Origin of the sequence: Streptomyces sp. NPDC005784 (assembly GCF_042871525.1) — a bacterium.
Classification (GTDB): Bacteria; Actinomycetota; Actinomycetes; order Streptomycetales; family Streptomycetaceae; genus Streptomyces.
Genome location: NZ_JBIAIQ010000010.1, coordinates 66,397 through 89,167, shown reverse-complemented (window position 1 = coordinate 89,167; position 22,771 = coordinate 66,397). Strand labels below are relative to the sequence as shown.

The following is a 22,771-nucleotide window of genomic DNA, read 5'->3' as shown; positions in this document are numbered from 1 at the left end:
GCTTCCCGTCGAGTCCCCTGCCCCTGCTCGAAGGGAATCTGATCATGCCTCGCCCTCTGCGGGTAGCCATTGTCGGAGCCGGCCCCGCCGGAATCTACGCCGCCGACGCGCTGCTGAAATCCGCAGTGGCCGCCGAGCCCGGTGTCTCCATCGACCTGTTCGAGCGGATGCCGGCCCCGTTCGGTCTCATCCGTTACGGCGTCGCCCCCGATCATCCCCGGATCAAGGGCATCATCACCGCCCTGCACCAGGTGCTCGACAAGCCGCAGGTCCGCCTCTTCGGCAACGTCGACTACCCGCGCGACATCAGCCTCGACGATCTGCGCGCCTTCTACGACGCGGTGATCTTCTCCACGGGTGCGACGGCCGACCGGGCCCTCGACATCCCCGGCCTCGACCTCGACGGCTCGTACGGCGCGGCGGACTTCGTCTCCTGGTACGACGGTCACCCGGACGTTCCGCGCACCTGGCCGCTGGAGGCGGAGAAGGTCGCCGTCCTCGGCGTCGGCAACGTCGCGCTGGACGTGGCCCGCATCCTCGCCAAGACCGCGGACGAGCTGCTGCCCACCGAGATCCCGCCGAACGTCCACGAGGGGCTCAAGGCCAACAAGGCGCTTGAGGTCCACGTCTTCGGCCGCCGCGGCCCGGCGCAGGCGAAGTTCAGCCCGATGGAGCTGCGCGAGCTGGACCACTCGCCGAACATCGAGGTCATCGTCGACCCCGAGGACATCGACTACGACGAGGGTTCGATCGCCACCCGGCGTGGCAACAAGCAGGCCGACATGGTCGCCAAGACCCTGGAGAACTGGGCGATCCGCGACACCGGGAGCCGCCCGCACAAGCTGTTCCTGCACTTCTTCGAGTCGCCGTCCGAGATCCTCGGCGATAACGGCGAGGTCGTCGGCCTGCGCACCGAGCGCACCGCCCTCGACGGCACCGGGAACGTCAAGGGCACCGGCGAGTTCAAGGACTGGGACGTCACCGCGGTCTACCGCGCGGTGGGCTACCTCTCCGACAGCCTGCCCAAGCTGCCCTGGGACGTCGACTCGGGCACGGTGCCGGACGCGGCCGGCCGCGTGCTGGAGGACTCGGGCGAGCACCTGCAGTCCACCTATGTCACCGGCTGGATCCGGCGCGGTCCCATCGGCCTGATCGGCCACACCAAGGGCGACGCCAACGAGACGGTCGCGAGCCTGCTCGACGACCACGTGAACGGCCGTCTGCACACGCCCGCTTCGCCCGATCCGGCCGCCGTCGACGCCTTCCTCGGTGAGCGGGACGTCCGCTTCACCACGTGGGACGGCTGGTACCGGCTGGACGCCGCGGAGAAGGCGCTGGGTGAACCGCAGGGCCGTGAGCGCGTGAAGATCGTCGAGCGCGAGGACATGCTGAGGGAGAGCGGCGCCTGAGCCATCGGAACCCCGAGCGGGGGCGGTTTTGAACACGTTCAAGTCGGGGCGTACGCTCCAGGCATGAGCGACAGAGCCGCCCTGCTCAAGGGCATCCGTGCGTGGCTTGCCTTCTTCGTCGTCAGCCTGGTGCTCAGTGGTGCCACGGCGTTCCCCCTGGTGCACGAACTCCATTGGGCCGAGGACCTGTTGAGGTCCCTGTCCGTGCCGGAGCATCTGCCCGTCCTGATGGACTGGATCGAGCGGGTGCGGCACGGCCTCGACGCCGCCGACGCCCAATACCCCTTCCTGCTGTACGGAACGGACTGGCTGGCGTTCGCGCACCTGATGATCGCGGTCGCCTTCTACGGTCCGTACCGCGATCCGGTCCGCAACATCTGGGTCGTCGAGTTCGGGATGATCGCCTGCGCGGGCATCGTCCCGCTGGCCCTGATCTGCGGACCGATCCGCGGAATTCCCTTCTGGTGGACGGTCGTCGACCTGTCCTTCGGGATCTTCGGGGTGATCCCGCTGTACGTCGTCCGGAAGAGGATCAAGCGCCTGGAGGCGCTCACCCCGGACCGGACGACCGCTCCGGCCCTGGCTACTTGAGCGCGGCCAGGGCGATCCGCCGGGCGACCGGGTTCATCGACTCGCCCTTGGCGTCGGTGGAGCCGACCGAGTAGACGAGGGTGCGGGACAGATTCCGGGTGGCCGCGACCACGGTGCTGTAGCCGTACCGGGCGCCCGACTTGAGCCAGTAGACCGTGCCCCCGTACTCGAAGCGCTGGAGTCCGGCGCTCATGTCGGCGCCCTCGATGCCCGGGGGCACGGTGAACATCTCCTCCAACTGCCGGGCGGGGACGAGGTCTCCCCCGGACAGCCGGGTGATCAGGCGTTCCAGGTCCGCCGTCGTGGAGATCATGTCACCGGCCGCCCACCGGTCGGCCTGCTTCCAGTCGGTGACGTCCATGAACGCCGTCGTGCCGTCGGGTCGCGGCACCGCCTGGTACCCGCGGTTGTGCGGCCCGTGGATGTACGGGTCGGTGCCGGGGAAGTACGTTTGGCGCATTCCGGCGGGACCGAGGATCCGCCGGGCCGCCTCCCGCGCGTACGAATGGCCGGTCACCTTCTCGATGAGCATGCCGAGGATCGTGTAGTTGATGTTCAGGTAGTCCTGCCGGGTGCCCGGCGCGAACTCCGGTCCCTTCGCCACCGCGGAGGCCACGACCTCCTGTGGTGTGAGGGTGTCGAAGCGGTGCGCGTACACGTCCTCGAAGGCGTCGCCGAAGCCGTCACCGGACTGGATGCCGCTCGTGTGGTTGAGCAACTGCCGTACGGCGATGGGTTCGAAGGCGGACGACAGCAGTCCGGGGAGGTACTTCTGCACGGGAGTCCCCAGCCCGACCCTGCCTTCGGCCGCGAGTTGGAGGACGACCGCCGCCGTGACGACCTTCGTGGTGGAACCGGCGCGGAAGCGGGCGTCCGGATCGGCCGCGCGTCCGCTCTCCAGGTCGTGCACCCCGGCGCTGCCGCGCCACGTGCCGTCGCTGCCCCCGACCCGTACGAGCGCCGCCGTCGCGTCCGCGTCCGGGAGTCCGGCCAGCGCGGCGCGCAGCGCGTCGGCGTCGGGCCCGGCGGCCGTCCGCGCCGACGCCGCGGCGGGGGAGGCGAACGCCGGAGCGCCCATCGGTCCGGCCGCGAGACCGAGACCGAGCGCGAGGGCGGCGGCAACTGCTGGGCGTCGTAAGGGCATTGAGTGCTCCTGGGGGCGGTGTGGCGGAAGCGGACACCGCTCATCCTCCGGCCGTGTGCGACCTCTCGGATCCTCATCAAGCACGGCGCCGTCCCCGGTATCCGCGCCGGGGTGGCCCCTAAGGGACGACCGCGAGGACCCGCCCCTGCCTCGCGGCCGCCGCGCATGCCCCGCCGCGTGGCACCGGACCGGCCGCGGCTACGCCGGGAACACCCACCCACCGCACCGGGTCCGTCGACTGCTGACTGCTGACTGCTGACTGCTGACTGCTGTGCTGACTGCCGACCGTCGGCCGGCTCAGTCCCTGCGCAGGGCGGTCAGTGCGTCGATGCGGTTGGTCGTGATCGAGTCGACGCCGACGTCGAGCAGGCGGCGCATGGAGCGATGGGTGTCCGGGGTCCATACGGAGACCAGGTAGCCGTCGCGGTGCACGCGGGCCGTGAGGTCCCGGTTCACCAGCGGGAAGCGGTAGTTGAGCCAGCGTGGCCGTACGACGTCGAGCAGCCCGCGGCGCGGCGGCGCCACGGTCGTCCAGGTCAGCGCGATCTCCGCGGACGGGTCGGCGGCCCGCACCGCGAGCATGGCGGGCGCCGCGGCGCAGTAGTACACCCGCTCCTCGGCCCCGCACGCCCGCACCACGTCCACGACCTCGCGCGCGGCGCTCGTGTCCAATGGTCCCGGCAGATCGACCATGACCCGGCTGTCGCCGGTCGCCCCGAGGGCCTCCGCCAGCGTCGGCACACCGCCCTCCGTGAGTCCGCGCACCTCGTCGCCGGAGAGCGAGCGCAGCGGCCGGTCGTGTCCCCACAGACGTTTGAGTGTCGCGTCGTGCAGCAGTACGGGTACGCGGTCGCGGGTCAGCCGTACGTCGATCTCGACGGCGTCCGCGCCCCGGTGGAGCGCGGAACGCAACGAGTCGATCGTGTTCTCACGGGCGCGATAGGGGTCGCCGCGATGGGCGACTGCGGTCACGGTGCGCATGATCCCATTGTGCTGGGTCAGAGCGCGAGCCAGGTCGCGGCGTACGTGTCGATCTCCGCGGCGAGTTCCGCCTTCCCCGCCTCGTCGAGGAACGACGCCTGCACGGCGTTCTTGGCGAGCGCCGCGAGGCCCGATTCGTCGAGGCCGAGGAGGCGGGCGGTCACCGCGTACTCGGTGTTGAGATCGGTGCCGAACATCGGCGGGTCGTCGGAGTTGACGGTGACCGTCACCCCGGCCGCCACGAACTGCTTGACGGGATGCTCGTCGAGGGTGCGGACCGCGCGCGTGGCGATGTTCGAGGTCGGGCAGACCTCCAGGGGGATGCCGTGCTCGGCGAGATGGGCGAGCAGCTTCGGGTCCCGCGCGGAACTCGTGCCGTGGCCGATGCGTTCGGCGCCGAGGAAGTTCAGCGCGTCCCAGACCGTCTCCGGGCCCGTCGTCTCACCGGCGTGCGGCACCGACCGCAGTCCCGCGGCGCGGGCACGGTCGAAGTACGGCTTGAACTGCGGCCTCGGCACGCCGACTTCGGGGCCGCCGAGCCCGAACGAGACGAGGCCCTCCGGCCGCAGCCGGTCGTCGGTCGCGAGCCGCACGGTTTCCTCGGCCGCCTCGAGACCGGCCTCGCCCGGGATGTCGAAGCACCAGCGCAGGACGACACCGAGCTCGGCCTCGGCGGCCTTGCGGGCGTCCTCGATCGCGTCCATGAAGGCGCGCTCGTCGATTCCGCGCCGCGTGGAGGACCACGGAGTGATCGTCAGCTCGGCGTAGCGCACCTGCTGGCGCGCCATGTCCCGGGCGACCTCGTACGTCAGCAGCCGTACGTCCTCGGGTGTGCGGACCAGGTCGACGACGGACAGATACACCTCGATGAAGTGGCCGAAGTCCGTGAACGTGAAGTAGTCCGCGAGCGCCTCGGGGTCGGTCGGCACCCGGGAGTCCGGGTGCCGGGCGGCGAGGGCGGACACGATGCGCGGGGAGGCGGAGCCGACGTGGTGGACGTGCAGTTCGGCCTTGGGCAGCCCGGCGATGAAGGTGTGCAGGTCGCGGGCGTCGTCGCGTGCGGTGATGTGCTCGGTCAACGGGTTCCTCCCCGGAACGGCGTCCCCTGACCGTGACCGGCGGGACGCGGGTGATCGGCTGATCGATGGTTCGGGGATCATCGTAGGCGGCCCCCGCCGTGCGGGCCCGGTGCGTCCGGCACGGGCCGTCCTGCGACGGAGATCCCCCGGAGCCGCACGGGCCGTAGCATGACGGAACGTACGAGAGAGGGGACCTCGCACATGTCCGACGACGCCCAGAGGCCGACACCCCCACGTGACACGGGCGCGTGGACTCCGCCGGGCGGGGCGAACCCGACGTCCGCGGGGAACGGGTCACCCGTGGCGGGCACCGCGCCGGATGCCGGTCCGACGGACGCGATACCCGGAGCGGACCGCATGTCCGCCGCCGACCCGGACCCCGTGGCACCGCTGGCGGACAGCGATCGGTACGGCGGTCGGGGCAGTGATCCGGACGGTGATCGAGACGGTGATCCGGGTTCCGGGCCCGATGCGAGTGCGCGGTGGGTGGACAGCGCGTTCGGCGACGGACCGGAGCACCCGGCGCCCGCGGCGGGCGGTGTGTCCGGTGACGGGCCGAAGGGTTCCGTGCCCGCGCAGGGCAGCGCGCCCTTCGCCACTCCTGTCCCCGACGACCGGGTCTTTCTCGGAAAGCGCGCCGTCGACCGGGAACCCGAGTTCAACCCCTGGGCGCCGCCCGAGGAGATCGCCTCGTCCAGGGAGACGCCGCGGGGGAGTGCCACGCCTCCTCCGGTGTACGGCCTGCCGACGATCACCTCGCTGCCCGGTGCACCGGTCCCGCCCGGACCGGGAAGCCCCGGCAATCCCTCCTGGGACAACCCCTTCGCACCGCCCGCGGCCCGCAGCCCCTATCCGCAGCCCGTTCCCGGCGAGCCCGTCCCTCCGCCGCCGATCGCCCCCGACGGTCCGGGCCTCCCGTACGGCTACGGCTTCCCGCGGTACCCCGGCGCTCCCGCGGGTACCACCTATCCGGGCCCCCCGGGCTACGGCTGGCCCGTGATGCAGCGCATGCCGAGCAATGGCATCGGGACCGCCGCGCTGGTGCTGGGCATCATCGCGTCGATCCTGTTCTTCGTGTGGCCGTTGTCGATCGTGCTGGGCGTCCTGGCCGTGATCTTCGGTCTCGTCGGCCGGGCGAAGGCGCGCCGGGGCGAGGCCACGAACTCCGGGCAGGCGCTGGCCGGGGTCATCTGCGGAGCCGTCGGCATCGTCCTCGCTGTCGCTCTGCTCGTCCTCCTCGGCATCGTCTTTCCGGATGACGGCGCCGGCGGTGACTCGGGCGGCGACGACGGTTTCTCCACGTCCCTGGTGACACACCAGCGATAGCCCGCCGCAGCCCGCAGCCCGCAGCCCGCAGCCCGTCGGCCACCCGCCGGCCGACGCGGCGCCGCCGGCTCTCGCCGACCGGCTCCCGGGCGGCGAGAGCCGCCGACCGGCGCTCCGCTCCCGGGCGGCAGCGGGCGTGGCCTTCCAGGCAGCGCGCTGGTCTCGCCCCCCCGGGGGTCACCAGCGGCTAGCGCAACCGCTCCCGTGCCTCCATCAATGCGAAGCCCAGCAGGTTCGGTCCACGCCAGTGGCGGGGGTTCGACGCGCCCTCGTCGGTCGCGGCGAGTCCGATGCCCCAGACCCGGTCCATGGGGCTCGCCTCGACGAGTACCCTCCCCCAGCCTTCGGCCGGGGGGACCCCCATCTCGCTTCGCTCGCCCGTGCCCAGCAGGAACGCCCGCAGGCCGGGGTGGGCGGTGAACTTGTGGACGCTGCCCTCGACCACGATCTCGAACCGCTCGCGCTCCCATATGGCGTCGTCGAAGCCGCGCACCAGCCGGCCGGCCTTCTTGGCCAGCGCGGGGTTCGGCGCCTCGATCGCCTGCCGCTCGGCCTCGGCGTCGCCGAAGAGGCGTGCCTTGGACGCCATCATCCAGTGCTCCGCCGTCGCGTAAGTGACACCTTCGATCACGAAGGGCGACGGCCACCACTGGCTGAGACAGCTCGACCCCACCTGGCCGTCCGCCCTCGGACGGTGCCCCCAGAAGTGCAGATACTTCACCGGCGTCCCCGACTCCACCGCACTGATCAGTGCATCCCGCGTATCGATCTTCCCCATGCACGCCACTCTGGCAGGCACCACTGACATTCCGTCCCGCCTTTTCCAGGAGGACTCGACACCTGGTCGAAGGATTCCGTCGCGTAACCAAAAGGCAACAACGGAATCACTTGTTGGAGTCCCTTTGCTCTGTCAGGATCGGCACTCAAATCGAGCTGGAGCTACGCCGACCCCCGTCTCGACGGGGAGGACGGCGGAGGAGAGCGACATGCACAATCCGGGCCATCGCTTCCAGGCGCAGGACCGTCTCGCGGAGGGCGCGCAGTACATCGGAGGGCGTCTCACCAAGGGCACCTCCGGTCGTACGCACGCCGTCGTGAACCCTGCCACCGGCGAAGAGGTGTACACGTACGAGCTGGCGAGCACCGCCGACGTGGACGCGGCCGTCGCGGCCGCCCGCGCGGCGTTCCCCGGCTGGGCGGGCACCACTCCCGGGGAGCGCTCCGACGCGCTGCACCGTTTCGCCGCCGTGCTCGCCGAGCGTGCCGAGGAGTTCGCCCGGGCCGAGTCGCTGCAGTGCGGAAAGCCCCTCAAGCTGACCCGCGAGTTCGACGTGCCGGGAACCATCGACAACACCGCCTTCTTCGCGGGCGCCGCCCGGCAGCTGCAGGGCCAGTCCGCCGGTGAGTACTCCGGCGACCACACCTCGTACGTACGCCGCGAACCCATCGGCGTCGTCGGCTCCATCGCGCCCTGGAACTACCCGCTCCAGATGGCCGCCTGGAAGATCCTCCCGGCGATCGCGGCCGGCAACACGATCGTGCTGAAGCCCGCCGAACTGACCCCGCTCACCTCTCTGCTGTTCGCCGAGGCGGCCACCCACGCGGGTATCCCGGACGGCGTCATCAACATCGTCACGGGTCTGGGCAAGGAGGCCGGTGAGCATCTGGTCGGGCACCCCGACGTCGCCATGACCTCCTTCACCGGGTCGACCGCCGTCGGTAAGCGCGTCGCCGAGATCGCCACCTCGACCGTCAAGCGCCTCCACCTGGAGCTCGGCGGCAAGGCCCCCTTCCTCGTCTTCGACGACGCGGACCTCGAGGCCGCCGTGCACGGCGCGGTCGCCGGTTCACTCATCAACACGGGCCAGGACTGCACGGCCGCCACGCGCGCGTACGTGCAACGGCCGCTCTACGAAGCGTTCGTGGAGCGCACCGGCGCCCTGATGGCGACCGTCCGCGTGGGCGATCCCTTCGCGTCCGACACCGACCTGGGCCCGCTGATCTCGCACGCCCAGCGCGACCGCGTCGCCGGATTCGTCGACCGGGCCCGCGGCTACGCGCGCGTGGTCACCGGCGGCGAGGCCCCGCAGGGAGAGCTCAAGAACGGCGCGTACTACGCGCCCACGCTCGTCGCCGACGCCGGGCAGGACAGCGAGATCGTGCAGGCCGAGATCTTCGGTCCGGTGCTCGTGGTGCTCCCCTTCGACACCGACGACGAGGGCATCGCGCTGGCCAACGACACACCGTACGGACTCGCCGCCTCCGCCTGGAGCCGCGATGTCTACCGTGCCAACCGCGCGACCCGCGAGATCAAGGCCGGCTGCGTCTGGATCAACGATCACATTCCGATCATCAGCGAGATGCCGCACGGCGGTTACAAGGCGTCCGGCTTCGGCAAGGACATGTCCGCCTACTCCTTCGAGGAGTACACGCAGATCAAGCACGTCATGTTCGACAACACCGCGGTCGCCAGGAAGGACTGGCACCGCACGGTCTTCGGGGACCGGCCGTAGCCCCACCGGCTACGGCCCTGTGGCAGACCAGGCCGCGACCACGGCCGCGACCCTCTCGAAAGGGCATCAGAGCATGGAGCAGTACGAGCCCGAACGCCTGTCCCCGGTGCAACTGGCCGCCATGCGGCGCAGCTTCCGGAACGGCAGGGCGTCCCTCACCCGCCGGTCACTGCTGCGCGCCTCGGCGGGCGGCGCGCTGGCCGTCGGCGGTCTCGGGGCGCTGAGCGCCTGCGGGATCCCCGCGGCCGGCAGGACCCAGGGCGGCATGTCCGCCCAGGACCACTCCGCCACGGAGAAGACCCTCAACTTCTCCAACTGGACCGAGTACATCGACCTCGACGACAGCGGCAAGCACCATCCGACGCTGGAGACCTTCCGTAAGCGGACGGGTATCTCGGTCAAGTACACCGAGGACATCAACGACAACAACGAGTTCTTCGCCAAGATCAAGCCGCAGCTCGCCGCCGGCCAGCCCACCGGCCGTGACCTGATCGTCCTCACCGACTGGCTGGCCGCGCGCGTGATCCGCCTGGGCTGGGTGCAGAAACTCGACCCGTCCAACCTGCCGCACGCCTACACCAACCTGTCGTCGCAGTTCCGCAACCCCGACTGGGACCCGGGACGCGCCTACTCGTACCCGTGGCAGGGCATCCCCACCATCGTCGCCTTCAACAAGAAGGCGCTCGACGGGATCGAGGTGAAGTCGGTCTCCGACCTCCTCGACAACCCGAAGCTGAAGGGCCGCGTCTCGTTCCTGTCCGAGATGCGCGACACCATGGGCATGACCCTGCTCGACATGGGCAAGGACCCGGCGAAGTTCACCGACGACGACTTCGACGCGGCGATCGCCAGGCTCCAGAAGGCCGTCGACAAGGGCCAGATCCGCCGCTTCACGGGCAACGACTACACGTCCGACCTGACCAAGGGCGACATCGCGGCCTGTGTCGCCTGGGCCGGCGACATCGTCCAGCTCAAGAACGACAGCCCGGACGTCGACTTCGTCATCCCCGACAGCGGCTACATGACGTCGACCGACAACCTGCTGGTCCCCAACAAGGCGCGTCACAAGACGAACGCCGAGAGGCTGATCGACTTCTACTACGAGCCGGAGCAGGCCGCCGAGCTCGCCGCGTACATCAACTACGCGACACCGGTCGAAGGCGTGAAGCCCTACCTTGCCAAGATCGACCAGGACGCGGCGAACAACCCGCTGATCGTCCCCGACAAGGCCATGCAGGTCAGGTCCCGCTCCTTCCGCGCGCTGAGCCAGAAGGAAGAGACCGCCTACGAAGAGAAGTTCGCGAAGCTCACAGGGGCGTGACGATGATGACGACAGAGAACAGCGGCGATGTCCGCCTCACCGGGATCAGCAAGACCTACGGCTCCTTCACCGCCGTGCAGCCGCTCGACCTGACCGTGCCGCAGGGCTCCTTCTTCGCCCTGCTCGGCGCCTCGGGCTGCGGCAAGACGACCACCCTGCGCATGATCGCCGGTCTGGAGGAACCTTCCTCCGGCACCGTGCACCTCGGCGACCAGGAGGTGACGAACCTGCCGCCGTACAAGCGGCCGGTGAACACCGTCTTCCAGTCGTACGCGCTCTTCCCGCACCTGGACATCTTCGAGAACGTCGCCTTCGGCCTGCGCCGGCGCGGGATCAAGAGCGTCAAGAAGCAGGTCGAGGAGATGCTCGACCTCGTCCAGCTCGGCGAGCAGGCGCGCAAGAAACCCCACCAGCTCTCCGGCGGCCAGCAGCAGCGTGTCGCGGTCGCCCGCGCACTGATCAACCACCCCAAGGTGCTGCTCCTGGACGAGCCCCTCGGCGCCCTCGACCTCAAGCTGCGCCGCCAGATGCAGCTGGAGCTCAAGCGGATCCAGACCGAGGTCGGCATCACCTTCGTGCACGTCACGCACGACCAGGAGGAGGCCATGACCATGGCCGACACCGTCGCCGTGATGAACGCGGGCCGGGTCGAGCAGCTCGGCGCGCCCGCCGACCTCTACGAGAACCCGAACACCACCTTCGTCGCCAACTTCCTCGGCACCTCCAACCTCATCGAGGCCGAGGTCGACTCCCGCAGCGGCGACGACATCGTGCTCAAGGCGGGCGGCGGCAAGCTGGTGCTCCCCGTGGCGCGCTGCTCGGCACCCGCCACGACCGGCGGCAAGGTCCTGGTGGGCGTCCGCCCGGAGAAGATCTCCCTCACGCACGCCGACGACGCGGGCGAGATACCCGCCGGCCGCAACCGGATCACCGGCAAGATCGCCGACTCCAGCTTCATCGGCGTCTCCACGCAGTACGTCATCGACAGCGCCGTCTGCCCCGAGTTCGAGGTCTACGCCCAGAACATCGACCGGGACTCCCGCCTGGTCCCCGGCGCGGACGTCGTCCTGCACTGGAGCCCGGCGCACACCTTCGGTCTCGACGCTGCTCAGGACATCGACGCGGGTGTCGATCTGGCCGAGGAGGAGGCCGCCTGATGGCCACCGTCACCGAGGCGGAGGCGCCACCGATCGCGCCGGAGCCCGCCCAGAAGCCACCCAAAAAGCGTGGCCGCCTGGTCCCGTACTGGCTGCTGCTGCCCGGCCTGCTCTGGCTGGTCGTCTTCTTCGCGCTGCCGATGATCTACCAGGCCTCCACGTCCGTGCAGACGGGCTCCCTGGAGGAGGGCTACAAGGTCACCTGGCACTTCGCGACCTACTGGGACTCGCTCGCCGAGTACTGGCCGCAGTTCCTGCGCTCGGTCTCCTACGCGGCCGCCGCCACGGTCCTGTGCCTGCTGCTCGGCTACCCGCTGGCCTATCTGATCGCCTTCCGCGCGGGCCGCTGGCGCAACCTGATCATGATCCTGGTGATCGCGCCCTTCTTCACCAGCTTCCTGATCCGCACCCTGGCCTGGAAGACGATCCTCGCCGACAGCGGCCCGGTCGTGCACGCGCTGAACTCGTTGCACGTCCTGAGCGTCACGGACTGGCTCGGCTGGACCGCGGGCGACCGCGTCCTCGCGACACCACTGGCCGTGGTGTGCGGTCTGACGTACAACTTCCTGCCGTTCATGATCCTGCCGCTCTACACCTCGCTGGAGCGCATCGACGGCCGGCTGCACGAGGCCGCGGGCGACCTGTACGCCAGGCCCTGGACGACCTTCCGCAAGGTCACCTTCCCGCTGTCGATGCCGGGCGTGGTCTCCGGAACGCTGCTGACCTTCATCCCAGCGGCCGGTGACTACGTCAACGCCGAACTCCTCGGCTCGACCGACACCCGCATGATCGGCAACGTCATCCAGACCCAGTTCCTGAGGATCCTGGACTATCCGACGGCCGCCGCGCTCTCCTTCATTCTCATGGCCGCGATTCTCCTCATGGTCACGGTCTACATCCGCCGGTCCGGGACGGAGGATCTGGTCTAAATGCCCTTCGTCAATTGGCTCAAGCGCCATCTCATCGTCATCGCGGGACTGCTGACGCTGTCCTATCTGCTGCTGCCCAACGTCGTCGTCACCGTGTTCTCCTTCAACAAACCGAAGGGGCGCTTCAATTACGAGTGGCAGCAGTTCTCCACGGACGCATGGAAGGACCCGTGCGGCGTCGCCGACATGTGCGGCTCGCTCGGGCTCAGCCTCCAGATCGCCGTCTGGGCGACGATCGGGGCCACCGTCCTCGGCACGATGATCGCCTTCGCGCTGGTCCGCTACCGCTTCCGCGCGCGCGGCGCCGTGAACTCGCTGATCTTCCTGCCGATGGCGATGCCCGAGGTCGTCATGGCCGCCTCGCTGCTCACCCTGTTCCTCAACATGGGCGCGCAGCTCGGCTTCTGGACGATCCTGATCGCCCACATCATGTTCTGCCTCAGCTTCGTCGTGACGGCCGTCAAGGCCCGTGTCATGTCGATGGACCCGCGGCTGGAACAGGCGGCCCAGGACCTCTACGCAGGACCCGCGCAGACCTTCCTGCGCGTCACCCTGCCCATCGCGGCCCCCGGAATCGCCGCGGGCGCGCTGCTCGCCTTCGCGCTCTCCTTCGACGATTTCATCATCACCAATTTCAACGCGGGCTCGACCGTCACGTTCCCCATGTTCGTCTGGGGTTCGGCACAGCGCGGAACACCCGTCCAGATCAATGTCATCGGTACGGCCATGTTCCTCGTCGCCGTACTGTTCGTCCTGGCCGGAATGGTTCTCGGCAATCGCCGGAACAGGCAAAAGGCATAACGCTCGTCACCCTTGTTGGGAGTTGAAATCATGGCCCCAAGCGCCATGACCCGTGGTAATCAGTGGACGAAATCCCTTTCCGACGCCCAGCCGGTCCCGTACTGGCTGGACGACCCCGGCAAACCCCGCCCCGAGCCCGCGCTCACCGGCGCCGAGACCTGCGACCTGCTCGTCGTCGGCGGCGGCTACAGCGGACTGTGGACCGCGCTGATCGCCAAGGAGCGTGACCCCGGGCGGGATGTCGTCCTGGTGGAGGGCCGCGAGGTGGGCTGGGCCGCCTCGGGCCGCAACGGCGGCTTCTGCGCCGCATCCCTCACCCACGGTCTGTCCAACGGACTCACCCGATGGCCGGACGAGATCAGGAAGCTGGAGGAACTGGGCGCCCGCAACCTCGACGAGATCGAGGCGGCCGTCGCCCGCTACTCCCTCGACTGCGACTTCGAGCGCAGCGGTGAGATCGACGTAGCCACCGAGCCGCACCAGGCGGCCGAACTGCGCGAGTGGCACCAGGAGCTGGAGCGCGAGGGCCTCGCCGACGGCATCGAGTTCCTCGACACCGGCGCCGTACGCGAACAGGTCGACTCCCCGACCTTCCTGGCCGGGCTGCACGACCGCCGCGGTGTCGCCATGCTGCACCCGGCCAAGCTGGCGTGGGGCCTGAAGCGGGCATGCGTGGAGCTCGGAGTGCGGGTGTACGAGCACACGCCCGCCCTCGCACTGAAGCCGTCCGGCGCCGGTATGGCCGTCCGCACGCCGTACGGCTCGGTCCGCGCCCGCCGGGTGGCCCTCGGCACCAACATCTTCCCGAACCTGGTCAGGCGCGTCCGCTCGTACACCGTCCCGGTCTACGACTACGCGCTGATGACCGAGCCGCTCACCGCCGACCAGCTGGCGTCCATCGGCTGGAAGAACCGCCAGGGCCTCGGCGACTCGGCCAACCAGTTCCACTACTTCCGGCTGTCCGCCGACAACCGGATCCTGTGGGGCGGCTACGACGCGATCTACCCGTACGGCGGGCGGATGAACGCCGAGCACGACGACCGCCCCGAGACGTACGCCAAGCTCGCCGGGCACTTCTTCACCTGCTTCCCACAGCTGGAGGGCGTCCGTTTCTCCCACGCCTGGGGCGGCGCGATCGACACCTGCTCGCGGTTCTCGGCGTTCTTCGGCAGCGCCCACGGGGGCAAGGTCGCCTACGCGGCGGGCTATACGGGCCTCGGTGTGGGCGCCACCCGGTTCGGCGCGGACGTGATGCTCGACCTGCTGGCGGGGGAGCGCACCGAACGGACCGAGCTGGAGATGGTCCGCCGGAAGCCGCTGCCGTTCCCGCCCGAGCCTTTCGCGTGGACCGGCATCGCGCTCACCAAGTGGTCGCTGGCACGGGCGGACACGCACGGCGGCCGGCGCAATCTGTGGCTGAAGACGATGGACAAACTGGGCCTCGGCTTCGACAGCTGATGGCACGCGCTCCGGACGCGACCCGGCGGCGTACGTCGTTCACCGGTCGTGTGTGCTGAATTTCTGTCAATTGGTTGCCGGAACCCGCGTAATGACCGGCCAGGACCTCCCTCTCCGCTGTGACGCGACCAGCGTCGACACGAGAGGGAGGTTCCGTCATGACAGGGCCCAAGGCGGCGGTCGAGTGGCTGGCATCCGTGGCTCCGGATCCCGAGGCCTGCCGCTGGGAGTGGGAGCGCAATCCCCGCGGGATCGCGCTGCTGCCGGCGGGAAGGGCCTGGGACGTCCTCATTCTGCCGGGCGAACTCGGCTATCCGACCCTCGACGTACTGACCCGGGTGATCGACCAACCCGGGCCGGTGCTCGTCGACTTCGGCGACGCCCGGATGGGCTTCTTCGTGCCCGCGGGCACCGCGGCCCGGTGGCTCGGCACGGGGGTGCGCACGGCGGGCCACGGCACCTGGATCGTGGTGCCGTACCCGGGGCGGTCGACCGGCGGGGTCCGGTGGCTGGTCCCGCCGGACGGCTCGGGCACGCTCACCGACCCGGCCCTGCTCGAACTGGCCATGCACGAAGCCGCGGCGGGCCTCGCCGGGAACCAGGACAGGCGGCGGTGAGGAGCCGGGCTCGGCGGCGGCGGGGACCGGGTTCGGCGATGGTGAGGGGTCGAGATCGGCGGCGGTGTGGGCCGGGTTCGGTGGCGGTGAGGGGTCGAGATCGGCGGCGGTGTGGGCCGGGTTCGGCGGCGGTGAGGGGTCGAGATCGGTGACGGTGTGGACCGGGTTCGGCGGCGTTGAGGACCGGGTTCGGCGATGGTGAGGGGTCGGGATCGGTGGCGGTGAGGGCCGGGTTCGGAGGCGGTGAGGGGTCGGGATCGGTGACCGTCCGGAGGGCGGTCCGGTGAGCTTCCGAAGTCCGGGACGGTGGTCGTCCGAACTCCGTTGCCTGTCGGAGGGCTTGACAACCGAATTGGTCTGGACCAAGTTGGGCGCGCTCCATCCTCCAACTCCCCCATGCCCGGAGGCAATCGTGGACCGCACCAGACACAACAGACCGTTCGTGCACGGTCGCCGAACCCTGCTCGCCGTGTGCACGGCCACCGCCCTGGCCGCACCCGGCATGGTCGCGCTCTCGTCGGTCGCCCGCGCGGCCGACGCGGACCTCGCCAGGAACGGCGGATTCGAGTCGGGCCTGAGCGGCTGGACCTGTACGGCGGCGAGCACCGTCAATTCTCAGGTTCGGAGCGGTAGTTCGGCGCTGATGGCGACCCCGGCCGGCAGCGACTACGCACAGTGCTCGCAGACCGTGACCGTGAAGCCCGACGCGCAGTACACCCTCTCCGGCTACGTCCGGGGCAGTTACATCTACCTCGGCGCGACCGGCACCGGTACGACCGACGTCAGTGCATGGACCCCGTCCGCGGCCGACTGGCAGCAGTTGAGCACGACTTTCCGCACCGGCGCCGCCACCACCCAGGTCACGATCTACACGCACGGCTGGTACGGCACCGGCACCTACTACGCCGACGACCTCTCGCTGACCGGCCCCGGCGTCGACGCGGGGCAGCCGCCGGCCGCGCCCACCGGACTGACGGTCGGCACGGTCACTTCCTCGGCGGTCGGCCTGTCCTGGACGGCGGTGCCCGGCGCGACCGGCTACGCCGTGTACCGCGACGGTGTGAAGGTCCAGACGGCCACCGCCAACTCGACGACCGTGAGCGGTCTGTCCGCCTCCACCGCGTACTCCTTCCAGGTCGCGGCGACGAACATCGCGGGCGAGTCGGCGAAGTCGGCCACGGTCACCGCGACCACCTCAGCCGGCTCCGGCGGGGGCGGCGGAGGCTCCTCCGACCTGCCCGCCCACGCCCTCGTCGGCTACCTGCACGCGAGCTTCGCCAACGGCGCCGGCTACACGCGCATGGCCGACGTACCCGACAGCTGGGACGTCATCGACCTGGCCTTCGGCGAACCGACCTCCGTCACCTCGGGCGACATCCGCTTCAACCGCTGCCCGGTCACCGAGTGCGCCACGGTGGAGAGCGACGCCGACTTCAAGGCCGCGATCAAGGCCAAACAGGCGGCCGGCAAGAAGGTGCTGATCTCGATCGGCGGCCAGAACGGCCAGGTCCAGCTCACCACCACGGCCGCCCGCGACACCTTCGTCTCCTCGGTCTCGAAGATCATCGACACCTACGGCCTGGACGGCCTGGACATCGACTTCGAGGGCCACTCGCTCTCCCTGGACGCGAGCGACACGAACTTCAAGAGCCCGACCACCCCGGTGATCGTCAACCTCATCTCGGCCCTGAAGACACTGAAGGCCAAGTACGGCTCGAAGTTCGTGCTGAGCATGGCTCCGGAGACCTTCTTCGTCCAGCTCGGATACCAGTACTACGGCACCGGGAAGTGGGGCGGCCAGGACCCGCGCGCCGGCGCCTACCTCCCGGTGATCTACGCCCTGCGCGACGACCTGACCCTGCTGCACGTCCAGGACTACAACTCGGGCTCGATCATGGGCCTCGACAACCAGTACCACTCCATGGGCGGCGCCGACTTCCACATCGCGATGACCGACATGCTGCTGACCGGCTTCCCGGTGGCGGGCGACGCGAACAACGTCTTCCCGCCCCTGCGCCCCGACCAGATCGCCATCGGCATGCCCGCCACCACCAACGCCGGCAACGGCTATGTGGCCCCGGCCGAGGTCACCAAGACCCTCGACTGCCTCACGAAGAAGGCCAACTGCGGCTCGTACGCGACCCATGGCACCTGGCCGGGCCTGCGCGGCCTGATGACGTGGTCGGTCAACTGGGACCGGTTCGGAGGCTGGGAGTTCTCGCGGAACTTCGACGCGTACTTCGGCTGACGTACAGCCCCAGGCTGTACAGCAGCACAGCGCAGAGGCACCAACTGGCCACCACGTCCAGTGGCCAGTGGTAGCCGCGCCGGACCAGGCCGAAGGCCACGCACGCGTTCACGGCCACACAGACGCTCAGCAGTGCGCCACGCGCGCCCGCGGTGCGGAGCAGGGGGAGGAGGAGCAGCGTCGCGGCGCCGTACGCGATGAAGGCGGTGGCGGTGTGCCCCGAGGGATAGAAGCCGGTGCCGGGTCCCATGACCGGGGGGCCCGGCCGGGCGACGAGGTTCTTCAGCGGCACGATCACCGCGGGGACGAGGGCCATCAGGACCGCGGCGGCGGCCGGGGGCAGCCACCATCGGTCCAGACCGGTGGCGCGGCCCCGCCGGGCGACGTACATCAGCGCCAGGACGAGCACCGGAACCGCCACCTGGATGTTGCCGAGGTCGGCGAGCAGTTCGGAGAACCGGTCCGGGTGGACGAGGGCGCCGCTCAGCCGCTCGTCCAGGCTCACGAGCGGGCCGCCCGCCATGACCTGCCAGGTGATGAGCACGAAGCAGAGGGCGGGCAGGCCGAACAGGAGGGGCGTGCGGGGCATGGGGGACAGCCTGCCATTGTCCGACGCTGTCGCGGCACCACATGCCTGCCACATCGGGCTGAAGAGCGGGCCCGGCGGAGGAAGGGGAAGAAGGAGGTTCGGCCGCCCCGGAACAGGGGGGGGTGGTTCCGAGGCGGCCGTCCGGACCGGAATGCCGCGCGCCCCGGGGGGTTTGGGGCGGGCGACCGTCCGATCGTGAGGAGAACCGGAGCCGGAAGCTCCGGGTGTGTGCGCGAGGGCACGACCAGGGCGAGGCCGGGGAAGCCTCGGCCCGGTGTCACCCACAGTCCCCTGTGGGCGGTGTATCGCTGATCTGGTTAGAACCTACGGCAGGGGGTGCGGCTCCGACAGGCGGAATCGCGTCCCGTCATGCACCTCGCACACCTTCTTCACACGCCCCGACCCGGAACGCCGCAGCACCGGAACCCGAGCGGAATCCGCCCGCGGGCGGTTTCCCGGGTTCCGGTGCTGCGGTGCCTCGGGCGTCAGATGCGCGAGAAGGCCTGCTCGATGATGTCGAGACCCTCGTTCAGGAGGTCCTCGCCGATGACCAGCGGGGGCAGGAAGCGGAGGACGTTGCCGTAGGTGCCACAGGTCAGGACCAGCAGGCCCTCCTGGTGGCAGGCCTTGGCGAGCGCGCCGGCCGCCTCCGGGTTCGGCTCCTTGGTGGCGGGGTCCTTGACCAGCTCGATCGCGATCATGGCGCCGCGCCCGCGTACCTCGCCGATGATGTCGAACTTCTCGGCCATGGCGCCGAGGCGGGTCTTCATGACCGACTCGATGTTCTTCGCCTTGGCGTTGAGGTCGAGCTCCTTCATCGTCTCGATCGCGCCGAGCGCACCGGCGCAGGCCACCGGGTTGCCGCCGTAGGTGCCGCCCAGGCCGCCGGAGTGCGCGGCGTCCATGATCTCGGCGCGGCCCGTCACGGCGGCGAGCGGCAGGCCGCCCGCGATGCCCTTGGCGGTGGTGATCAGGTCCGGGACGATGCCCTCGTCCTCGCAGGCGAACCACTGGCCGGTACGGCAGAAGCCGGACTGGATCTCGTCCGCGACGAAGACGATGCCGTTGTCCTTGGCGAACTGGCTGATGGCCGGCAGGAAGCCCTTCGCGGGCTCGATGAAGCCGCCCTCGCCGAGCAGCGGCTCGATGATGATCGCGGCGACGTTGTCGGCGCCGATCTGCTTGTTGATCATGTCGATGGCCTGGGCGGACGCCTCGGCACCGGCGTTCTCCGGGCCCGTCAGCCAGCGGTAGCCGTAGGCGACCGGCACGCGGTAGACCTCGGGCGCGAACGGGCCGAAGCCGTTCTTGTACGGCATGTTCTTGGCGGTCAGCGCCATCGTGAGGTTCGTACGGCCGTGGTAGCCGTGGTCGAAGACGACGACGGCCTGGCGCTTGGTGTACGCGCGGGCGATCTTGACGGCATTCTCGACGGCCTCGGCACCCGAGTTGAACAGGGCGGACTTCTTGGCGTGGTCGCCCGGGGTCAGCTCGGCGAGCGCCTCGGCGACGGCGACGTACCCCTCGTACGGCGTGACCATGAAGCAGGTGTGGGTGAAGTCCTGCAGCTGGGCGGAGGCCCGGCGTACGACGGCCTCGGCGCTCGCGCCGACCGACGTCACGGCGATGCCGGAGCCGAAGTCGATGAGGCGGTTGCCGTCGACGTCCTCGATGATCCCGCCGCCGGCGCGCGTGGTGAAGACAGGGAGCACCGACCCCACACCGGCCGCGACCACGGCGATGCGTCGGGCCTGCAGCTCCTGCGACTTCGGGCCGGGAATGGCGGTGACGACGCGGCGCTCCTGCGGAAGTGCGGTCATGAGGGGCTCCCTGATGATCTTGCGAACCGGACGGTCCCCGGCGAACGCGGGGTGGTCCGGGCGGGGGGTTTTCGGACGCTTGCCTTCTTTCTTCGCAGGCTAGAGCCGAGGAGGGGGGGTCGGCATGCGCCATGTGGGCGTTGTCGGAGGATTCGGTTGTCCGCGGTGGACATAGAGGGGCCGGCGCCGGGTGGTCCGCCGCCGCGGCCGGCCCGGCCGTGTAAACGGTGAACTCGCCCCGCAGGACCACTAGATTGGCCTGAGAGCGACAAGCGGACTGGCTGGTCAGGGGGGCGCACACGATGGACTTCGACGGTACGCGCGACGCACGTGGCACGCACGATCCCGTGCCTCGTCCGGCCGCACCCCCCGGGGTCCCCGCTGTTCCCGGCGGTGCTCCGCCCAGGCCCTCGGGGCCGCCGCCCGTGCCCGGTCAGGCGCCGGCGCCCCGGCCGGCCGTGCGTGACTGGCTCAACGTGCCCCGCCCCGACGCCGCACTGGGGATCTGGCGGTACGGATACGTCGCCCCCCGGGCGACGAAGGAGCGGAAGCGGCTCGCCTCCGTGACGATCGTCGGCCTGGTGATCCCCTTGGTGCTCGGGCTCATCGTCTGGTCCTTGTGGCGCCGGGGGAACGTTCCCTATCAGCTGGTCGTGCTGAAACTGTTCACGCCGGACGACTGGTGGTGGGGCGGGACGACGTCCCCGAAGTCCTGGCAGGGTGTGGATGCCATCGTCGTCTACGACGGCCTCTTCTTCGGCGCGCTGATCTACGCGATGGGCCGTCTCGGGAGCTGGCGCGAGGTCGCCCACCACTTCGTCGTCCGGCGCGCGCAACCCGGCCGGGCCGTCATCGCGGCCCTGGCGGCCCTGCTGACCCTGACGTTCGTCTGGCCGGACGCCTTTCCGGGTATCGGGTGGGACCCCCTGCCGATCGTCAATCCGGTGCTGTCCCTCGTGGCGCTGATCGCCGGCGGCGACGAGGTGTTCCAGTCGCTGACTCTCAGCTATGGCGTCTACACGCTGATCACCGTGCTGGTCCTGCTGCCCTTCGCCAAGCTGGGCGGATGGTGGCCGCTGGCCAAGGAGCGGTTTGCCTCCCGGCCGGCTCCAGCCGGTACGCCGGCGTCCTCGGCCGAGCCCTCGGAGGCGTCCGGCCCTCCCGCCGAGTGGCCCGAACTGAGGGCGACCGGACAGCACAAAGCGGCGGAACTCCTGTCCTCCGAGGTGCTGACCGGCCGTATGAACGACGTGGACTGCGCGAGGATCCTGCGTGCCTGGACCTCGGCGAAGCGGGACGGACAGCTCGCCGTCTTCAGCGACACCGTGCTCCGGCGGGGCGCCGCCGCCTGGACCCATCCGTCCGGAGCCCGCGATCTGCCCTCCCGCGCCGCCTCGCACGACCTGCTCGCGGCCCAGGTACGGCTCGGCCGGTGGGTCGCCCGGGAGCGCACTCCGCTCGCCTACTCCGGCGCGGGTGCCGCCCTCGACCCGGCGACACTCGGCACCTCGCTCCTCGCGGTCGGACCGGCGGGTTCCGGGAAGACCCGCCACCTCGTACGGCCCGTCGTCGAATCGCTCGGGCTGCAGGCCCTCACCGCGCGGTGCGCCGTCGTCGTCGTGGCGGCCGCCGGGACGCCGGTCGGCCCGGACACGTCGTACGACGTCGTCGTGAAGCTCGGCAATCCCGAGTCGGTCCATGACCTGGACCTGTACGCCGACTCCGACGACCCCGACGAAGCCGCCGCGTTTCTCGCCGAAGGCCTGGTCGGGAGCGTCGACGGCGTCGACGTCCGGCGCGCCGCCACCGCCCTCGCCCAGCTCCTCGGTCCCTACCGGGCCGTGTACGGCACGTTCCCGACGGTTCCCGTGCTGCGCGAACTGCTCGAAGGAGTGCCCGCGGTACTGGAACCGTTGCGGCAAGGCCTGTCGACCGGTGAGCACCCCGCGATGCTCCGTGAACTCGAAGCGCGGCTGCGGCAGAAGGGCGGCTCGAACGACCCCGGCCCGGTTCTGGCCGACCGGCTGGCCCTGCTGGACCGGCCCGTCTTCGCGGACTTCTTCGGAGCGGGCGGGAGCGCCCGGCCCTTCTCGCTCCGGGCGGTCGCCCATCATCCGCTGCGCGTCCGGATCGATCTCCCGGAACGCGGGTACGAAGAGGCGTCCCAGCTGATCACCCGGCTGCTGCTCGCCCAGTTCGCCGCCGTCGTCCGCGGCGGCGAGCGCAGGCACTTCGCCTGCCTGGTGCTCGACGACGCGACGGGGGCGCTGACCGCCGAGACGGTCCGGCGCATTCAGGGCTTCCGAGCGCAGAACGCGGGAGTGGTCCTCGCCCTGCGGACCATCGGGGACATCCCCGAGGCCTTGCACGGGCCGCTGTACGGGGCGGTGGGCTGCCGCATGGCCTTCTCCGGCGTCACGACCTGGGACGGTGGGCGCTTCGCCGAGTCCTGGGGTACCGAGTGGGTCGAGGCGCGCGATGTGGCCCAGCACACCGTTTTCGCCGATCAGCCCATGACCCGCGCCATTCACGCGCTGCGCAAGCTGGTGACCGGCAAGGCGGTGACCACGGACGCCGTCACCCTGCGTCAGGTAGAGCGGGAGCGCTGGTCCGCGTCCGAACTGGCCCACGCGGTGCCGCCCGGGCACGCGGTGCTGTCCCTGACCAGCGTGAAGGGCGAACACACCCCGCCGCTGCTGGTGGACCTGCGCGGCTGACCCGCACCACCAGGCATGATGTATCGGGCAGACGTATGGATATACGGACCCACTGACCAGGGTGTATGGAC

At 70.2% G+C, this 22,771-nt stretch carries 17 protein-coding genes and 1 pseudogene; 12 read left to right on the top strand and 6 right to left on the bottom strand.

Annotated elements, in window-relative coordinates; genetic code table 11:
* Window positions 1-44: 44 nt before the first annotated feature.
* Window positions 45-1,409, top strand: a complete 1,365-nt coding sequence (locus ACFYR3_RS18500; protein ID WP_355842222.1) for an FAD-dependent oxidoreductase — start codon at window positions 45-47, stop codon at window positions 1,407-1,409.
* Between the two features lie 63 nt (window positions 1,410-1,472).
* Complete coding sequence (locus ACFYR3_RS18495; protein ID WP_389283873.1) at window positions 1,473-2,000, top strand: hypothetical protein; 528 nt, start codon at window positions 1,473-1,475, stop codon at window positions 1,998-2,000.
* Here ACFYR3_RS18495 and ACFYR3_RS18490 read toward each other — a convergent pair.
* From ACFYR3_RS18490 to ACFYR3_RS18480, 3 genes and pseudogenes are all read right to left on the bottom strand, one after another.
* Entirely contained in the window at window positions 1,993-3,144 is a 1,152-nt protein-coding gene (locus tag ACFYR3_RS18490) for a serine hydrolase domain-containing protein (protein ID WP_389283871.1), read from the bottom strand. The two genes, ACFYR3_RS18495 and ACFYR3_RS18490, sit on opposite strands and share 8 nt — an antisense overlap.
* A 297-nt stretch (window positions 3,145-3,441) precedes the next feature.
* Window positions 3,442-4,125, bottom strand: coding sequence for a glycerophosphodiester phosphodiesterase (locus ACFYR3_RS18485; protein WP_355842213.1), 684 nt, complete (start codon window positions 4,123-4,125; stop codon window positions 3,442-3,444).
* 17 nt (window positions 4,126-4,142) lie between these two features.
* Window positions 4,143-5,271, bottom strand: a pseudogene (locus tag ACFYR3_RS18480) (adenosine deaminase).
* Window positions 5,272-5,561: 290 nt separating this feature from the next.
* On the opposite strand from ACFYR3_RS18480, the gene ACFYR3_RS18475 reads away from it, so the two are divergent.
* Window positions 5,562-6,530 carry a DUF4190 domain-containing protein gene (locus ACFYR3_RS18475; RefSeq protein ID WP_355842210.1) on the top strand — a complete coding sequence of 323 codons (969 nt, stop codon included), beginning with the start codon at window positions 5,562-5,564 and terminating at the stop codon, window positions 6,528-6,530.
* A 187-nt stretch (window positions 6,531-6,717) separates the two neighbouring features.
* On the opposite strand, the gene ACFYR3_RS18470 is transcribed toward ACFYR3_RS18475, so the two are convergent.
* The gene (locus ACFYR3_RS18470; RefSeq protein ID WP_355842207.1) at window positions 6,718-7,308 is read right to left on the bottom strand and encodes an NADAR family protein; all 591 of its coding nucleotides are present in this window, start codon (window positions 7,306-7,308) and stop codon (window positions 6,718-6,720) included.
* Between the two features lie 208 nt (window positions 7,309-7,516).
* Here ACFYR3_RS18470 and ACFYR3_RS18465 point away from each other — a divergent pair, with 208 nt between their 5' ends.
* From ACFYR3_RS18465 to ACFYR3_RS18430, 8 genes are all read left to right on the top strand, one after another.
* Window positions 7,517-9,043 (top strand): gamma-aminobutyraldehyde dehydrogenase, encoded by a 1,527-nt coding sequence (locus ACFYR3_RS18465; RefSeq protein WP_355842204.1) that lies wholly within the window; start codon window positions 7,517-7,519, stop codon window positions 9,041-9,043.
* Window positions 9,044-9,116: 73 nt separating this feature from the next.
* The gene (locus tag ACFYR3_RS18460; RefSeq protein ID WP_355842202.1) at window positions 9,117-10,364 is read left to right on the top strand and encodes a spermidine/putrescine ABC transporter substrate-binding protein; all 1,248 of its coding nucleotides are present in this window, start codon (window positions 9,117-9,119) and stop codon (window positions 10,362-10,364) included.
* A gap of 5 nt (window positions 10,365-10,369) precedes the next feature.
* Window positions 10,370-11,521 carry an ABC transporter ATP-binding protein gene (locus ACFYR3_RS18455; RefSeq protein ID WP_355842515.1) on the top strand — a complete coding sequence of 384 codons (1,152 nt, stop codon included), beginning with the start codon at window positions 10,370-10,372 and terminating at the stop codon, window positions 11,519-11,521.
* Window positions 11,521-12,450 (top strand): ABC transporter permease, encoded by a 930-nt coding sequence (locus ACFYR3_RS18450; protein WP_389283868.1) that lies wholly within the window; start codon window positions 11,521-11,523, stop codon window positions 12,448-12,450. Before ACFYR3_RS18455 ends, ACFYR3_RS18450 begins: the two co-directional genes overlap by 1 nt.
* Window positions 12,451-13,251 carry an ABC transporter permease gene (locus ACFYR3_RS18445; protein WP_355842196.1) on the top strand — a complete coding sequence of 267 codons (801 nt, stop codon included), beginning with the start codon at window positions 12,451-12,453 and terminating at the stop codon, window positions 13,249-13,251.
* Between the two features lie 30 nt (window positions 13,252-13,281).
* Complete coding sequence (locus tag ACFYR3_RS18440) at window positions 13,282-14,709, top strand: FAD-dependent oxidoreductase (RefSeq protein WP_355842193.1); 1,428 nt, start codon at window positions 13,282-13,284, stop codon at window positions 14,707-14,709.
* A 158-nt stretch (window positions 14,710-14,867) separates the two neighbouring features.
* Window positions 14,868-15,326: a hypothetical protein gene (locus ACFYR3_RS18435; protein WP_389283865.1), complete on the top strand. Its 459-nt coding sequence runs from the start codon at window positions 14,868-14,870 to the stop codon at window positions 15,324-15,326.
* Between the two features lie 502 nt (window positions 15,327-15,828).
* On the top strand, window positions 15,829-17,574 hold the full coding sequence (locus ACFYR3_RS18430; protein WP_389283979.1) for a chitinase: 1,746 nt from the start codon (window positions 15,829-15,831) through the stop codon (window positions 17,572-17,574).
* Here ACFYR3_RS18430 and ACFYR3_RS18425 read toward each other — a convergent pair.
* Both ACFYR3_RS18425 and gabT read right to left on the bottom strand, forming a co-directional pair.
* The gene (locus ACFYR3_RS18425) at window positions 17,513-18,163 is read right to left on the bottom strand and encodes a phosphatase PAP2 family protein (RefSeq protein ID WP_389283863.1); all 651 of its coding nucleotides are present in this window, start codon (window positions 18,161-18,163) and stop codon (window positions 17,513-17,515) included. The genes ACFYR3_RS18430 and ACFYR3_RS18425 overlap by 62 nt on opposite strands.
* 485 nt (window positions 18,164-18,648) lie before the next feature.
* Window positions 18,649-19,983, bottom strand: coding sequence for a 4-aminobutyrate--2-oxoglutarate transaminase (gabT, locus tag ACFYR3_RS18420; RefSeq protein ID WP_355842184.1), 1,335 nt, complete (start codon window positions 19,981-19,983; stop codon window positions 18,649-18,651).
* A gap of 302 nt (window positions 19,984-20,285) precedes the next feature.
* On the opposite strand from gabT, the gene ACFYR3_RS18415 reads away from it, so the two are divergent.
* Window positions 20,286-22,700, top strand: a complete 2,415-nt coding sequence (locus tag ACFYR3_RS18415) for an ATP/GTP-binding protein (protein ID WP_389283860.1) — start codon at window positions 20,286-20,288, stop codon at window positions 22,698-22,700.
* The last annotated feature ends 71 nt before the right edge of the window (window positions 22,701-22,771 follow it).

What these genes read in the sequence shown, in the direction of transcription:
- ACFYR3_RS18500 (WP_355842222.1), top strand. Translation starts at nt 45, where the DNA reads ATGCCTCGCCCTCTGCGGGTAGCCATTGTCGGAGCCGGCCCCGCCGGA.
- ACFYR3_RS18495 (WP_389283873.1), top strand. Translation starts at nt 1,473, where the DNA reads ATGAGCGACAGAGCCGCCCTGCTCAAGGGCATCCGTGCGTGGCTTGCC.
- ACFYR3_RS18490 (WP_389283871.1), bottom strand. Translation starts at nt 3,144, where the DNA reads ATGCCCTTACGACGCCCAGCAGTTGCCGCCGCCCTCGCGCTCGGTCTC.
- ACFYR3_RS18485 (WP_355842213.1), bottom strand. Translation starts at nt 4,125, where the DNA reads ATGCGCACCGTGACCGCAGTCGCCCATCGCGGCGACCCCTATCGCGCC.
- ACFYR3_RS18475 (WP_355842210.1), top strand. Translation starts at nt 5,562, where the DNA reads ATGTCCGCCGCCGACCCGGACCCCGTGGCACCGCTGGCGGACAGCGAT.
- ACFYR3_RS18470 (WP_355842207.1), bottom strand. Translation starts at nt 7,308, where the DNA reads ATGGGGAAGATCGATACGCGGGATGCACTGATCAGTGCGGTGGAGTCG.
- ACFYR3_RS18465 (WP_355842204.1), top strand. Translation starts at nt 7,517, where the DNA reads ATGCACAATCCGGGCCATCGCTTCCAGGCGCAGGACCGTCTCGCGGAG.
- ACFYR3_RS18460 (WP_355842202.1), top strand. Translation starts at nt 9,117, where the DNA reads ATGGAGCAGTACGAGCCCGAACGCCTGTCCCCGGTGCAACTGGCCGCC.
- ACFYR3_RS18455 (WP_355842515.1), top strand. Translation starts at nt 10,370, where the DNA reads ATGACGACAGAGAACAGCGGCGATGTCCGCCTCACCGGGATCAGCAAG.
- ACFYR3_RS18450 (WP_389283868.1), top strand. Translation starts at nt 11,521, where the DNA reads ATGGCCACCGTCACCGAGGCGGAGGCGCCACCGATCGCGCCGGAGCCC.
- ACFYR3_RS18445 (WP_355842196.1), top strand. Translation starts at nt 12,451, where the DNA reads ATGCCCTTCGTCAATTGGCTCAAGCGCCATCTCATCGTCATCGCGGGA.
- ACFYR3_RS18440 (WP_355842193.1), top strand. Translation starts at nt 13,282, where the DNA reads ATGGCCCCAAGCGCCATGACCCGTGGTAATCAGTGGACGAAATCCCTT.
- ACFYR3_RS18435 (WP_389283865.1), top strand. Translation starts at nt 14,868, where the DNA reads ATGACAGGGCCCAAGGCGGCGGTCGAGTGGCTGGCATCCGTGGCTCCG.
- ACFYR3_RS18430 (WP_389283979.1), top strand. Translation starts at nt 15,829, where the DNA reads ATGGTCGCGCTCTCGTCGGTCGCCCGCGCGGCCGACGCGGACCTCGCC.
- ACFYR3_RS18425 (WP_389283863.1), bottom strand. Translation starts at nt 18,163, where the DNA reads ATGCCCCGCACGCCCCTCCTGTTCGGCCTGCCCGCCCTCTGCTTCGTG.
- gabT (WP_355842184.1), bottom strand. Translation starts at nt 19,983, where the DNA reads ATGACCGCACTTCCGCAGGAGCGCCGCGTCGTCACCGCCATTCCCGGC.
- ACFYR3_RS18415 (WP_389283860.1), top strand. Translation starts at nt 20,286, where the DNA reads ATGGACTTCGACGGTACGCGCGACGCACGTGGCACGCACGATCCCGTG.